Source organism: Myxococcus sp. CA005, assembly GCF_006518205.1.
In the GTDB taxonomy this organism is placed as follows: domain Bacteria; phylum Myxococcota; class Myxococcia; order Myxococcales; family Myxococcaceae; genus Myxococcus; species Myxococcus xanthus.
Genome location: NZ_SRLV01000055.1, coordinates 45,058 through 57,483, shown reverse-complemented (window position 1 = coordinate 57,483; position 12,426 = coordinate 45,058). Strand labels below are relative to the sequence as shown.

General features: G+C 68.3%; 15 protein-coding genes. 4 read left to right on the top strand and 11 right to left on the bottom strand.

The window, feature by feature from the left end:
• Positions 1-545: 545 nt before the first annotated feature.
• The 8 genes from FMQ63_RS23440 to FMQ63_RS23405 all read right to left on the bottom strand — a co-directional run bounded on the left by FMQ63_RS23440 (position 546) and on the right by FMQ63_RS23405 (position 6,669).
• Positions 546-1,007 carry a DsrE family protein gene (locus FMQ63_RS23440; protein ID WP_225909328.1) on the bottom strand — a complete coding sequence of 154 codons (462 nt, stop codon included), beginning with the start codon at positions 1,005-1,007 and terminating at the stop codon, positions 546-548.
• Between the two features lie 43 nt (positions 1,008-1,050).
• Positions 1,051-2,094 (bottom strand): YeiH family protein, encoded by a 1,044-nt coding sequence (locus tag FMQ63_RS23435; RefSeq protein WP_011554315.1) that lies wholly within the window; start codon positions 2,092-2,094, stop codon positions 1,051-1,053.
• 29 nt (positions 2,095-2,123) lie between these two features.
• Positions 2,124-3,722 carry a bifunctional UDP-sugar hydrolase/5'-nucleotidase gene (locus FMQ63_RS23430; protein ID WP_011554316.1) on the bottom strand — a complete coding sequence of 533 codons (1,599 nt, stop codon included), beginning with the start codon at positions 3,720-3,722 and terminating at the stop codon, positions 2,124-2,126.
• A 100-nt stretch (positions 3,723-3,822) separates the two neighbouring features.
• Entirely contained in the window at positions 3,823-4,179 is a 357-nt protein-coding gene (locus FMQ63_RS23425; RefSeq protein WP_011554317.1) for a rhodanese-like domain-containing protein, read from the bottom strand.
• A gap of 212 nt (positions 4,180-4,391) precedes the next feature.
• Positions 4,392-5,153 (bottom strand): anti-sigma factor, encoded by a 762-nt coding sequence (locus FMQ63_RS23420; RefSeq protein WP_011554318.1) that lies wholly within the window; start codon positions 5,151-5,153, stop codon positions 4,392-4,394.
• Complete coding sequence (locus FMQ63_RS23415) at positions 5,140-5,667, bottom strand: RNA polymerase sigma factor (protein ID WP_011554319.1); 528 nt, start codon at positions 5,665-5,667, stop codon at positions 5,140-5,142. Before FMQ63_RS23415 ends, FMQ63_RS23420 begins: the two co-directional genes overlap by 14 nt.
• Positions 5,668-5,761: 94 nt before the next feature.
• Positions 5,762-6,232: a DUF6691 family protein gene (locus FMQ63_RS23410; RefSeq protein ID WP_011554320.1), complete on the bottom strand. Its 471-nt coding sequence runs from the start codon at positions 6,230-6,232 to the stop codon at positions 5,762-5,764.
• 11 nt (positions 6,233-6,243) lie between these two features.
• Entirely contained in the window at positions 6,244-6,669 is a 426-nt protein-coding gene (locus tag FMQ63_RS23405) for a YeeE/YedE family protein (protein WP_011554321.1), read from the bottom strand.
• A gap of 113 nt (positions 6,670-6,782) precedes the next feature.
• Here FMQ63_RS23405 and FMQ63_RS23400 point away from each other — a divergent pair, with 113 nt between their 5' ends.
• The 4 genes from FMQ63_RS23400 to FMQ63_RS23385 are packed head-to-tail and all read left to right on the top strand — an operon-like array spanning position 6,783 to position 9,315.
• Positions 6,783-7,484 carry an MBL fold metallo-hydrolase gene (locus FMQ63_RS23400; RefSeq protein ID WP_011554322.1) on the top strand — a complete coding sequence of 234 codons (702 nt, stop codon included), beginning with the start codon at positions 6,783-6,785 and terminating at the stop codon, positions 7,482-7,484.
• Between the two features lie 31 nt (positions 7,485-7,515).
• Entirely contained in the window at positions 7,516-7,842 is a 327-nt protein-coding gene (locus FMQ63_RS23395) for a rhodanese-like domain-containing protein (protein WP_011554323.1), read from the top strand.
• 26 nt (positions 7,843-7,868) lie between these two features.
• Positions 7,869-8,663 carry a sulfite exporter TauE/SafE family protein gene (locus tag FMQ63_RS23390; RefSeq protein WP_011554324.1) on the top strand — a complete coding sequence of 265 codons (795 nt, stop codon included), beginning with the start codon at positions 7,869-7,871 and terminating at the stop codon, positions 8,661-8,663.
• Between the two features lie 28 nt (positions 8,664-8,691).
• Positions 8,692-9,315, top strand: a complete 624-nt coding sequence (locus tag FMQ63_RS23385) for a class I SAM-dependent methyltransferase (RefSeq protein WP_011554325.1) — start codon at positions 8,692-8,694, stop codon at positions 9,313-9,315.
• 254 nt (positions 9,316-9,569) lie between these two features.
• Here the strand turns inward: FMQ63_RS23385 and FMQ63_RS23380 are convergent, their stop codons facing one another.
• From FMQ63_RS23380 to FMQ63_RS23370, 3 genes are all read right to left on the bottom strand, one after another.
• Entirely contained in the window at positions 9,570-10,028 is a 459-nt protein-coding gene (locus tag FMQ63_RS23380; protein WP_141276719.1) for a hypothetical protein, read from the bottom strand.
• 334 nt (positions 10,029-10,362) lie between these two features.
• Positions 10,363-10,950 carry a DUF1629 domain-containing protein gene (locus FMQ63_RS23375; RefSeq protein WP_225909329.1) on the bottom strand — a complete coding sequence of 196 codons (588 nt, stop codon included), beginning with the start codon at positions 10,948-10,950 and terminating at the stop codon, positions 10,363-10,365.
• Between the two features lie 9 nt (positions 10,951-10,959).
• Positions 10,960-12,252: an AHH domain-containing protein gene (locus FMQ63_RS23370; RefSeq protein ID WP_026113893.1), complete on the bottom strand. Its 1,293-nt coding sequence runs from the start codon at positions 12,250-12,252 to the stop codon at positions 10,960-10,962.
• Positions 12,253-12,426 lie beyond the last annotated feature (174 nt).

Below are 12,426 nucleotides of genomic sequence, written 5' to 3'. Positions count from 1 at the left end.
GTTCGTCGGCAGCGTCAGATGTGTATAAGAGCCAGCACCCCTGGCGCGCGCCCCGACTCCGTCCCGGTGAGGTGCTCGCGCAGGGGGCCTTGTGTGATGGCCTTGTCCAGCGAGTCCACCTCGAAGCCACTGGTGAGGCTCTCCCGGCCTACCTGCGGCCGGAACAGCCCCACGCTCAGCCAGGCACGCTGGGGCATCACGGTGAAGGTGACGCTGGCCTCATGGAGGGCCAGCGGCGGCCCCTGGAGCGGACCGGGCAGGAGGACGAGCCGGTCGAACGACACCTCCAGTCCGCCCCGCACCCACGGCGACCCGGTCAGGTGGAGCCCCACCCGCCCACGTCGCAGGCTCACGGCGGCGGCGCCCGCGGCGCTCAGCCCCTGGTCGATTCGGAGCTGGAGCGCCTCCCTGAATTCCAGCCGCGGCCCCTCCTCCACCACCTCCTCGGCCCGGCCCGGCCGCGCCATGCCGGCCAGGGCCAGGAGACAGAGGGACAGCACGGTCCGCGTCCTGCGCGTCGCGCGCTCCATGGGGGCCACGACTCGCTAGTAGCGGATGACCTGGTAGCCCTCGGCCACCAGGCGCGACAGCTCCGCCACGCCATCGTCCACCACGTCAGCCTGGGGCTGGAGCTTCTTCGGGTCGATGCCAAACTTCTGCAGCGCGGTGCCGCACGCCACCAGCCGCACGCCAGCGGCCTTCGCCGCCTGGGCCGCCTCACGGACCTCCGCCGGCACGGCCTTCACCGTCGGGTCCAGCGCCACCACCGCGCGGCCGTAGGTGAGCCACACCACGTCCGAGAGGTAGCCCGACTCCTTGGCGTTCTTCACGTGCCGGAGGGAGCTGGAGAGGGTGCCGAGGTCCTCCAGGCCCGTGGTGGCCACGAAGACGAGCTTGCCCTGGCGAGCGGGCACCTCCTTCTTCGCGGGCTGGGACGGCGGCGCGGCGAGCGAGGCCAGGGGCGCGGTGACGAGCGCGATGACGAGCAACGGCAGGAAGCGATTCATCTGGATGGACTCCGATGTGGTTCGAGGACGACGGGTTCGAGGACTACTGGATGGACAGCACATGGATGAGCCCCCAGGCGGCCAGCGCGAGGGCGGCGAAGCCAACGAGGCCCGCGTAGACGACCCGCATGCCCGCGCGGCGGACCATGCTCAGGTGGGTGCCAAGCCCCATGGCCGCCATGGCCATCACCATGAGGAAGACGCTGGCGGTGGAGAGCCACGCCTTGGCGGCGGCGGGCAACACGCCCACCGTGCCCAGCACGCCCACCGCGAGGAAGCCGATGACGAACCACGGAATGGGTGGCTCCTTCAGCGAATAGCGCACCTGCCCGCCCGCGCCGGAGACCAGCCCCAGCACCACGAGCGCGGGGGCCAGCAGCACCACGCGGGTGAGCTTGACCAGCGTGCCCAGGTCCCCGGCGGAGGTGCCCCAGGTGAAGGCCGCGGCCATCACCTGCGCCACCTCATGCAACGTGGCGCCCGACAGGATGGCGAGTTGCGCGGTGCTCAGCCCCAGCAGCGGCCCCACGAAGACGTAGAAGAGGACGCCCACCGTGCCCAGGATTCCGCACAGCCCCACCGCCAGCGTGGTGTCCTCCTCCTCCGCGCGGGTGACGGAGCTGGCGGCCACCACCGCGCTGGCGCCACAAATGGAAGTCCCCACCGCCAGCAGCGTGCCCAGCTTCTCCGGCACGCCGAAGCGCTTCGTCACCCAGCGGATGCCCAGAATGCCGCCGACGATGACGGCCAGGGCCAGCAGCAGCACGCGAGGGCCCACCTTCGCCACCAGCCCGAAGTCGAGCCGCGCGCCCATCAACACGATGCCCAACCGCAGCACCGTGCGCGCCGAGTAGCGCGTGCCCTCCATCAGGCCGGGGGCCAGCCCCAGGGCCGTCCGCAGTGAGATGCCAATCAGCAGGGCCACCGTGAGGGGCCCCACCACCTTGAGGCCGGGGAGTGTGGCCAGCCCGTAGCTGACCACCGCCAGACCAGCGGCGAGCCCGAGCCCCGGCAGCCGCCGGCGCCAGGGGCCTCCAGGCGGAGGCGCGGCGGAAATCGAGTCGGAAGTGGCGAGAGGTGCAGTCATTTCAGGGGGACGGTGGGGGGAAGTCGCGCTCACGGTTGAACCTGCTGGGTGCGGAGCACGGCCGGCAGGTCCAGGCCCACCGCGCGGCCCTCCAGCGACTCGCGCAGTCGCGGCTTGCCAGCGAGGAAGCGGCGCACCGCCTCGTGCGCGTCCATGTCGAGCACCTGCGGATCCTGGACCCCGGGGATGCGGCAGAGCATGTCCGGCGAGTCCCCCTCCCGCTCGCAGGCCGTCACGGTGTAGAGGCGCTCATCCACCACCGGCTCGCCAGCGACCTCCAGGGCGAGGAGGCGCTGCCCCTTGGGGGCCTCCGAGCGGAAGCGCACCGTCATCCCCGAGGGGCGCGGCAGCCACCCGCCGAAGCGCTTCTCCGGGTCCTTCGCGAAAACGTTCTCCAGCTCCTGCTCCCAGAAGGCGCGAAGCTGACGGCCACTCACCTTGCCCGTCTTCAGCTTGTTGGTGATGGGAAAGAAGTTCCACAGGTCCGCCTCACGCACGGGCCCGGGCAGCAGCGGCGTGCCGAAGCGGAAGCCGTTGGAGAGGCCAATCTCCGTCCCGCCAGCGGCGCGGATGGCGTCAGCCAGCACGTTGTCCAGCGGGTTCTCCACCACCGCGTAGCGCGCGAGCGTCACGTCGGTGTGCCCCACCGGCGAGGACAGCTGCTCGTCATAAGGCGCGAGCGCGGCGTCCACGAGCCGCGCCATCTCCGGGTCCTCGGGGAAGCGCGACGCGGTCAGCTCGATGAGCTCCCAGCGGCGGTCCACCACCTTCCCGTCCTCCAGCCACAAGTCCATCCGGCCGAGGAAGGAGCCGAAGGCGCCGGGCTCCACCACCCAGCTTCCGCCCTGCTCGATGGGGACATAGGTGCGCTCATGCGTGTCGCTGGACAGGTGGGCGTCCACGCCCGGCACCCGGGCGGCGATCCCCACGGCCTTGGCGAGCCCCACGTGCGACATCAAGAGCACCACCTGGGCGCCCTCGCGCTCGCGCACCTCGCGCACCAGCTCCGGCAGCGCCTCCGGGCCGTCGTAGCGCAGCCCCTTGCTGTACCCCGGGGGCTGACGGCGCGGGACGTCCGGGTCCGTGAAGCCCACCACGGCCACCTTCACCCCGCCCACCTCCTTCACCAGGTACGGCGGGAAGAGCCGTTCACCGCTGGCCGCGTCACGCAGGTTGGCAGCGAAGAGCGGATGCTTCAGCTCACGCGCGCGCTGGCGCAGCACCGCGGGGCCGTACACCACCTCCCAGTTGCCGGGCACCGCGCCGTCCAGCCCGAGCGCATTGAGCGGTTCGATGAGGACGCCGCCCTCGGTGAGAGCAGCCGCGCCCGAACCTTGAATCGTGTCGCCGGCGTCGAGCACCAGCACGTCACCACCGCGCTCGGCCCGAATCTGTTGGATGGCGGCGGCGACGCGGGCGAATCCGCCCGCCATCTCGATGCGCTCCTTCCCATCGTTCCAGAAGAGCTCCGGGTGGGCGCGCAGTTGCGCGTGCAGGTCCGCCACGTAGATGACGGTGAGCTGCTGGCGCTGAGACGTGGGAGCGCTGGCGGTGACCGGAGGCCGGGATGAAGCACAGCCTGAGGCCAGGACGAGCAGCGCGCCGAGCGCGGACAGGAGACGGGACATCGTGGAGCACCTTGCGAGGAGTGAAAGGAGACAGCGGAAGTGACACGAGGTGCGCCGCGCGAAGTTCCCGGACGGCGGCTCACCTCGAACGCCTCGCGCATCACGGCCACGTCGACATGGGGCCGAGATTGAAGACGTCCTGGAACCCCTGCTCCTTCAACAGGCGCTCGGCACGGCCGCTGCGTGCGCCACTGCGGCAGTAGACAACCAGGGGCGTCTGCAGCGAGCCAAGCTCTCCGAACCGCCGTGCCAGTTCATCCACCGGGATGTTCACCGCGCCGGGCAGGTGACCGGAGGCGAACTCCTCGGGCGTGCGGACATCCACCAGCGTGGCGCCTGCCTCCACCCTGCGGCGGGCCTCGGACCCCACCGCGGCGTCACCCGGACGCGGGCGCGTACAGGCGGTGAAGAAGAGACCCATGAACACGGCGGCGGCGACGACGAAAATGACCTTCATGGCGCGGCTCCAAGCGACACCGGTGGCCACTGGGCCCCGGGAAGTGCGTACAGCCTGGTGAGAGCCATGGCGATGGCTGAAGGATTCAGCGCCCTTCCCGCCCGGCAGCCCGGCTGCGACAAGGGCACGCAAACGCGCGCACTCCCGCCTCCCCCAACGGCCGGCGGGGACGGTTCGGCCGCCGCTTCCGGCAGGGCCCCGCCCCAGCCGCCTCAGGGAGAGAGGCGGGCCAGCGCGGCCAGGAGCACCGCGGGCTCCATTTCGGAGACGGCCAGCGCGGCCCGCTCGCCCCCACCAGGCAGCACGCAGATACGCTCGCCCACGGGCCCTTGCGTGCACCGAGGCCCGTCACCAGCGAAGCGGGCCGCCTCCTGCGCCGCCGCCGAGCCCGGCAGGGGAAGGAAGAGCGTCATCGCCTTGCCCTCCTCGTGCCGGTACAGCAACGAGGCGGAGAGCTTTCCATGCAACCGGCAGCGACGGGCACCCAGCAGCGTCGCGCCTGGCACCACCGGCACATCCACCGGATAGCCCACCTCCCGCTCCACCCACGCCTTCACCTCGGCCGGGTCCGAGGACTCGAACTCACAGGGGGCGATCCGGGAGAAGGCCTTGAGGTGATGCCGCTCGAGGTCCATCGCCAGCGCCTCGTTCATGCCACTGGGCCATGACGTCCAGAGGACCCCCACCGACGCGAGCACCGCGGCCAGGCCCGCCGCCAGCCTCCGCCTGGGAAAGGACGGCCGGGGGCGCGTCACCAGCCGCGTGACACGCTCCTCCAGTTCGGGCGGCACTTGCTGCTCCGCGGAGCCCTCCGCTCTCAGCGCCTGCCGCAGCGACGCATAGCGGGCAGCCTCCCGGGCACAGCCTGCGCATCGGGACAGGTGGTGCGCCACCGCCTGCTGTTCATGCGCCTGGACCTCACCGTCGAACCACGCGGAGAGACGCTCCTGCCACTGGGGGCTACAGGCTTCCATGGACCTTCTCCTTCTCGAGGAAGTCGAGCATCGCCAGCCGCGCCCTCGCCAGCCGCGAGCGCACGGTGCCCACCGGGCAGCCCTGCACCTGAGCAATCTCCTCGTAGCTCAGCTCCTCGACTTCCCGCAGCCACAACGTGTCGCGCCACTCCGGCGCCAGGGAGTCGAGCGCCGCCTGCATCCCCGCACTCAAGGTGCGGGCGTGCAGCTCCGCCTCCAGGTCCGCGGATGGCTCCGGAGGAAGCGCCCGGCCCAGCCCGCCCTCCAGCACCTCCAGGTGAGGCCGCAGACCCCGGCGGGAGTTGAGGAACACGGTGCGCTGTACGGCGAGCAGCCAGGCCTTGAGGCGCTCGGTCTCTCTCAGCGCACCGCGCTGCTCCAGGGCGCGCGTCAGCGTCTCCTGCACCAGGTCATCTGCTTCCGCGGCGCTGCCCGTCAGCCGACGCCCCACCCGCCTCAAGACGGGCAGGTGCTCCAGGGCACGTTCGATGAAGGCGCGGGCGCTCACGGGCATGAGGACACGGTGGGGCGGGTGAAAGGTTCCCGGAAAAGGACGAGGGCGCTCGAGAAGGAGGAGCGCCCTCGCCTTCCGCGTGGCGGACGCGGGGTTACTGAGCGGGCGTGGCGCCCACGTGCGGAGCCCCTGGACGCGGTGCGCCTACGCCGCTCCGCGCCTGCAGCACCTGCGCGAGGTAGAAGCCCGCGAACATGGCGGGCACGAAGACGAGCAACGGGAAGGCCCCGGTCGCCAGCGAGGTGAGCGCGGGACCGGGGCAGTAGCCGGCCAGCCCCCAGCCCACGCCGAAGAGGGCCGAGCCCACGAGGAGCTTCGCGTCCGGCTTGCTGGCGGCGAACGCAGGGAACCTGGTGGCGAACAGGGGCTGCGCGCGCCGGTGGATGAGGGGCCGCAGCGCCGCGTGAACGGCGATGGCGCCGCCCATCACGAATGCGAGCCGGTAGTCCCAGTCGCCTGCGATGTCGAGGAAGCCGAGGACGTTGGCCGGGTCCGTCATGCCTGCGAGGCCCAAGCCAATGGCGAAGATGAGGCCGCTGAGGAACGCACTGAGGGAGGAACGCATGGGGGCTTTCTCTAGAGGACGTGGCGGACCAGGAAGACGGTGAGGACACCGGTGGCCATGAAGGTGAGCGTGGCGGAGATGGAGCGGACCGAGCCCCGGCTGATGCCGCAGACGCCGTGTCCGCTGGTGCAGCCGTTGCCCAGCCGCGAGCCGAACCCCACCAGCAGTCCGGCCCCCACCAGCAGCCAGAGGCCGCCCGCGCCAGGAGTCGAGGGCGCCGGGAAGGAACCGGGGCGCAACCAGGCGAGCAGCAGCCCTCCGGCGAGCAGCCCGGCGAAGAAGAGCACGCGCCAGGCGACGTCACCGCGCACGGGGGCCAGCAGCGAGCCCACCACGCCGCTGATGCCGGCGACCCGGCCGTTGGCCAGGAGCAACAGGGAGGCGCTCAGCCCGATGAGGGCCCCGCCCAGGAGAGGAAGGAGGATGGAGGAAGTCATGTCGCGTGAGAGCCAGGCTCCAAAGAAAGGATTCAGCAGGGCCTGAGAATGGATTCAGCAGGGCCTGAATCCTTCTTCCACGCCCCGGCCTCTCATGGACAGGAGGCTTCGACATGATTTTCCGGCAGCTTTTCGATTCCGAGTCCTCGACGTACACGTACCTCATCGGCGACGAGGCCACGCGCCAGGCCGTCCTCATCGACCCCGTGCTGGAGCAGGTCGACCGCGACCTGCAAATGGTGGCCGAGCTGGACCTCACCCTCACCCACGTCTTCGACACCCACGTCCACGCCGACCACATCACCGCATCGGGCGCGCTGCGGGAGCGCACGCAGGCCACGGTGGTGGGGAGCGTGAACGGCGCCAGTTGCGCCAACGTCCAGGTCCGCCACGGGGACGAGGTGCGCGTCGGGCAGCTCGTCTTCCAGGTGCTCGCCACCCCGGGGCACACGGACGACAGCATCAGCTACCTGCTCGGCGACCGCGTCTTCACCGGGGATGCGCTGCTCGTGCGCGGCAACGGCCGCACCGACTTCCAGAACGGGAACGCGAGCCAGCTCTACGACAGCCTCACGCGCGTCCTCTTCACCCTCCCCGATGAGACGCTCGTCTACCCCGGCCACGACTACAAGGGCCGCACGGTGACGAGCATCGCCGAGGAGAAGCGGCACAACCCTCGCGTGGCCGGCAAGAGCCGGGAGGAGTTCATCCACATCATGGAGAACCTCAACCTGCCCAGGCCCAAGCTGATTGACGCCGCCGTCCCGGCCAACCGCGCCTGTGGGCACACGGCGCCCTCACCCCAGGGGGCCTGAGTCCCCTGGCCACTTCGCAGGAGTCCCGACCATGACACTCCGCCCCTATCAGGACATCACGCCCTCGCAGCTCGACACGCTCGGCCCCGAGGTGCGGCGCATCGATGTGCGCGAGCCGGACGAGTACACCGGCCCCCTGGGCCACCTGCCCGGAGCCGAGCTCATCCCCCTGGCCACACTTGAGGCCGCCGCCAGCGCGTGGCCGCGCGAGGCGCCGCTGCTGCTCATCTGCCGCTCGGGCGGGCGCTCCGCGCAGGCGGCGCGGTTGCTCGCCCACGGCGGCTTCAAACACCTCTTCAACCTGGCGGGCGGGATGCTCGCCGTGCGCGAGCCGCTCGCGCCGCGGCCCCAAGGTTGAGCGCGCGTCGCGACAGGACGAACACCATGCCCCTTCTCGGCTTCTCCCTCGCGGCGCTCATGGGCCTGTCGCTCGGCCTGCTCGGCGGCGGTGGCTCCATCATCACCGTCCCCATCCTCGTGTACGTCATGGGCTTCGGGGCCAAGGAGTCCATCGCCATGGGACTGGCCGTGGTGGGCATCACCAGCCTCTTCGGCGCGGCGAGCCACTGGCGCAGGGGCAACGTCCAGTGGAAGGCGGCCCTCGTCTTCGGGGCGGTGGCCATGGCGGGCACCTACGCCGGGGCGCGCCTGTCCGCGCTCATCTCCGGGACGACGCAACTGCTGCTCTTCGCCACGGTGATGCTCGTCTCCGCCGTCTTCATGTTCCGCAATGGCCGGAAGGACTCCGTGCAGGCGCCCGAGCCCAAGAAGGCGTCCTTCCCCCTCATGGCCCTGGCCGCCCTCGGGGTGGGGGGCCTCACCGGTCTGGTCGGCGTGGGCGGCGGCTTCCTCATCGTCCCGGCGCTGGTGCTGCTGGTGGGCCTGCCCATGAAGCAGGCGGTGGGCACCAGCCTGCTCGTCATCGCCCTCAACTCCCTCGTGGGCTTCGCCGGCTACCTCGGCCACGTCGAGGTGCCCTGGGTCTCCCTTGGCATCTTCACGGCCATCGCCGTGGTGGGCATCCTGCTGGGCACCTGGGCGTCCCACTTCGTCTCCCAGGCGACGCTCAAGGCAGCCTTCTCCGGCTTCCTCGTCGTGATGGGCGTCTTCATCTTCTTCAAGAACCGGGAAGCGTTGGGGCTGGGGGGCGGCGCCGCCACGACGCAGAATGCCCACTGACGTCACGCAGAACTCCAGGAGGAGCACCATGGCCGAGCAGCCCCCCGACGCAGCCGCTCAATGGGACGCACGCTTCAGTCACCCGGCGTATGTCTATGGCACCCAGCCCAACGACTTCCTCGTGGAGATGGCCTCGCGCCTCCCTCCCGGCGGGCGCGTGCTGAGCCTCGGTGAGGGTGAGGGCCGCAACGCCGTCTACCTCGCCTCCCTGGGCCACGCCGTCACCGCCGTGGACGCGTCGAGCGTGGGACTCCAGAAGGCCAAGCAGTTGGCAGACGAGCGCGGCGTCAACATCGAGACGCGCGTCAGCGACCTGGCGCACTTCACCTTCGCGCCGGAGGCGTGGGACGCGGCCATCGTCATCTTCTGTCACCTGCCCCCCGCACTGCGGCGGCGGGTGCATGGCGCGCTGGTGAAGAGCCTCCGCCCCGGTGGCCTGGTCCTCCTCGAAGCGTACACGCCCGCTCAGCTGGGCTTCCGCACGGGCGGCCCGCCTGTAGAGGAGCTCCTCTACACGGCGGAAGCCCTGCGCGAGGACTTCGCGGGGCTGGAGTTGCCCGTGCTCCGTGAGCTGACGCGCGAGGTCCGCGAGGGGACCCTGCACACCGGAAGGGCCGCCGTGGTGCAGCTCGTCGGTCGCAAGGCGACGTGAGCCTGAACCTGCACGGGTGGAGGACCCCTGTTCCGGCGCCGTGTCCGCCCTCGCCACCGACCTGCTGAAATCAAACCTGGATACCGAAGCATGATGCCGCCAAGGAGCTTTCCTCCCTGCCCCTCCCCGACCAACCACCCATGATGCGGGACTTGACCTCCGGGAGTGGGTCAGGTGTGCGAGGCAAGGCCCGGGCGATGCTGCGCATTCTCTTGAGGGACATTGAGCATGCGCAGGGATGCGCCGGCGGTTTCCTACGGGTTTGGCGTCCAGCAGAGGAATGGTTCCTCAATGAAATTTGAAACGTAGCCATTGGCGTCAAGCACGCGGAATCGGATGTACTTGGTGTAGTATCGTCCGCCTGTAAAAAAGCCATACCTGCACGGCTCACTGAAAGTAGTGGAACCATTGCGCCAGTAGAAGTTACCTGGGTCTGGATTGGCATCGAGATTATGTGCCATTTGCCACTGATAGATGTACGGCGTTACGCCGCCGCTTGCACTTCCAGAGCACTCAATTCTTGTGAATGATTCATTCTGGAAACAGCTCCCAGTCACTGTCGGAGGCGGTATGTCAAAGGCGACTACCGTGTCGCCCGTATCGACTTCCCTTCCTTCGGCGGAAAGAGGCTCCCCGCAGGCACTGAGCAAGGCCACCGCCGAAGCAGTCACTGCGACGATCGGAAGGTACTTCCTGATGGTGCGAACCGACATGGGCGCTCCTGTGGCAAGGCCGAAAAGGCAGTCGAAATTTAACTGACTTTCGTGAAATTCAGCCTAAGCAGGTGGGAAGTGTTCTGAACTGCTCAGATGCTGCGAGCGTCCGTGGGGCTGCCATCCCCGTTGGCTCGGTCCGCAACTGGGTAGCCGTTCAGCGGGGCAAGTCCCGAATCTTGTGTAGCTATTTCGGAGGGGGATCAAGCAGCGCGGCAATGGTTTCGTGAGCGCTGTCGTGTGGCCCTCCGGGTCGGGGCCACACGCGACACCAGAGGCAAGCCATAGACTTTGAAGATCGGAATCGTCGTCGGCTCGGCCATCAGCCCGACCGTCAATGAAGGTCGGGAGCCTCGGTCACGCGCTCGAACGACACGCCCAGATTCCCGACCCGTTCGAGTTCGTTCTTGATGTCCTCCGAGACAATGAAGGCGATCTTGAACTTTTTCAGCCGAAAGACGTGCGCGCCCTCAGTCTTCGAGGGATCGATTCGCAGTCCGTAGATCCAGTTGTACTCGCCTGGGTAATCAGGGGACGGTTCGTCCTCGTCATAGTGATGCACCTCCCGGCACCGTGCCTCGTCTATGGCGTCAACCACCCTGATTGCATTGACGACGAAGTACCGTTCGGGCTCTCCCTCTATCGACACCGGAAACAGTTGGACGTCATCGGGAGCCAGTGTTCTGAAGACGTTCGCGAGTGCTTCGCTGACGATAGGCGTGCGCTCAACCCCTCCAAACACAAACTCGCGCTTCGTACCCGGATGTGAAATCTGAGAATTGATGGAGCCAGGGTCTGTAAGGACGCACCCATCTGTGAACATCCAAGGCTCGTCGAACTCTTCGCCGGATGTCCGCGTGGGTGTCTCAACAAGCCATCGAGGCACGTCCGCCAAGCCTACCCAATAGAAGTTCCGTTCCACCTTACCCTCCTACTTTACGATGAAGCTGCGCAATTCTGAGCCCGGAGTAAGCAACTCGTCTGCAATCTTCGCGAGCTCCTTCAGCAAACTGGCCCGGCAGCTCTCCGTCGTTCTGCAACGCACAACAGAACGTTCAAGGCGAGTCATCACCTGATTGTGATAAAATTCGGGATGAGGCCCCTCGTGCCCATTGAGCCGCACCTTGTTTGCAGCGTCCTCAAGAGTCATCCCTGCCTTCTTGAAAATCCTCTCGCACTCTGGCGTCCAAGGACCGCCAGTCGCTGCGGAAATCGTGTTCCTGCTCGTGCAGATGTGGTGAACGGGCCCTTCAGTGTCGCCCGGGAAGCGCCCGTCCGAGTACATCGCCAGGGCCGCAGCGGCTCCGGGTGATAGGGCGACGTTCAACACACCGGCAGCGGGAAGTGCGATGGACGTGACGCCGCCATTCATGGCCGCACCGAGCTGAAATCCCGCCTCGGCCTGCGCTCGAATCGCGGCCTGAGGGAAGCCCGGGAGCTTCGGCCCCTGGGCCGCCATCGCGTTCGTTCCTCCAAGCGCCGCCATGACGACGAGCACCAGGACGCGCGTGCCGTTCGTGCCGAGCACCCGCCCGAACCTATGCCCGATGTCTTGTAGCTCGATGACGCTCATCGCCGTCCCCGCATCATCCCACAACCGGACGAATCCGCGCCCAATCTCCCAGACGGGCACCACGCCCAGGTAGGCCACCATCGCCGCCGTCAGCGCCACCGCGATGACCTTGGTGACGGGCTCGGGCAACGCCAGCGTGAGGAGCAGCGTCAGCGCGGCCGACGTCACCAGGGCCTTGAGCGCCGCTGGGTTCAGCACCTTGCCGACCTCGGCCTCGACGCTCTCCCATACGGTATCGAGCGCGAAGGACAGCGCCATGAGCGTCCGGTCCTTTCGCGAGAACGTCAGCCCCGTCCCACCCACCAGGGTCAAGCAGTCGTCCGCGTCGGGGCAGATGCGCGCGTACAAAGATTCAGGTGAACTCCCCGACCCCGAATCCGCGAGGCCCTTCGAGGACGCGATCAGGGCCCTGGAGCGCACCCATCCTCGCTCATCCGCCGCTTCAGCCGCTCGGAACGCAACGTCCATGCGCATGTCGAGGATGAGCCGCGTGAGGACAGACTTGAATTCGCCCTCGCTCACTTCGACTGGGTCAACATCTACCGACTCGTGGACGACTCGCTGACCATTTCCAGCATCGATATTGACGATGCGAGTGGTCGCACACCCCGCTGAAAGAAGCAGCAAAGACACCACTGCAACCCATCTCATAGCATCCCCCGAAGACACCCCTGGGAATCAGGATGCGCTGCAGCCTGACTCCGGGGTCTGACAGCTCCAGCAGAGTTCGCGCGCAGCCATACTACTACATGCATCCCAAATAAATTTCCATACCCTCCAGGTTGCACTGCCCTTCAGACACCACCGAGCAAGAGTGGATTGCCC

Excerpts from the sequence above, each read along its gene's own strand:
- FMQ63_RS23385 (WP_011554325.1), top strand. The coding sequence starts at position 8,692 with ATGGCCGAGCAGCCCCCCGACGCAGCCGCTCAATGGGACGCACGCTTC.
- FMQ63_RS23405 (WP_011554321.1), bottom strand. The coding sequence starts at position 6,669 with ATGACTTCCTCCATCCTCCTTCCTCTCCTGGGCGGGGCCCTCATCGGG.
- FMQ63_RS23420 (WP_011554318.1), bottom strand. The coding sequence starts at position 5,153 with ATGGAAGCCTGTAGCCCCCAGTGGCAGGAGCGTCTCTCCGCGTGGTTC.
- FMQ63_RS23390 (WP_011554324.1), top strand. The coding sequence starts at position 7,869 with ATGCCCCTTCTCGGCTTCTCCCTCGCGGCGCTCATGGGCCTGTCGCTC.
- FMQ63_RS23435 (WP_011554315.1), bottom strand. The coding sequence starts at position 2,094 with ATGACTGCACCTCTCGCCACTTCCGACTCGATTTCCGCCGCGCCTCCG.
- FMQ63_RS23410 (WP_011554320.1), bottom strand. The coding sequence starts at position 6,232 with ATGCGTTCCTCCCTCAGTGCGTTCCTCAGCGGCCTCATCTTCGCCATT.
- FMQ63_RS23440 (WP_225909328.1), bottom strand. The coding sequence starts at position 1,007 with ATGAATCGCTTCCTGCCGTTGCTCGTCATCGCGCTCGTCACCGCGCCC.
- FMQ63_RS23370 (WP_026113893.1), bottom strand. The coding sequence starts at position 12,252 with ATGAGATGGGTTGCAGTGGTGTCTTTGCTGCTTCTTTCAGCGGGGTGT.
- FMQ63_RS23395 (WP_011554323.1), top strand. The coding sequence starts at position 7,516 with ATGACACTCCGCCCCTATCAGGACATCACGCCCTCGCAGCTCGACACG.
- FMQ63_RS23425 (WP_011554317.1), bottom strand. The coding sequence starts at position 4,179 with ATGAAGGTCATTTTCGTCGTCGCCGCCGCCGTGTTCATGGGTCTCTTC.
- FMQ63_RS23415 (WP_011554319.1), bottom strand. The coding sequence starts at position 5,667 with ATGCCCGTGAGCGCCCGCGCCTTCATCGAACGTGCCCTGGAGCACCTG.
- FMQ63_RS23400 (WP_011554322.1), top strand. The coding sequence starts at position 6,783 with ATGATTTTCCGGCAGCTTTTCGATTCCGAGTCCTCGACGTACACGTAC.
- FMQ63_RS23430 (WP_011554316.1), bottom strand. The coding sequence starts at position 3,722 with ATGTCCCGTCTCCTGTCCGCGCTCGGCGCGCTGCTCGTCCTGGCCTCA.
- FMQ63_RS23380 (WP_141276719.1), bottom strand. The coding sequence starts at position 10,028 with ATGTCGGTTCGCACCATCAGGAAGTACCTTCCGATCGTCGCAGTGACT.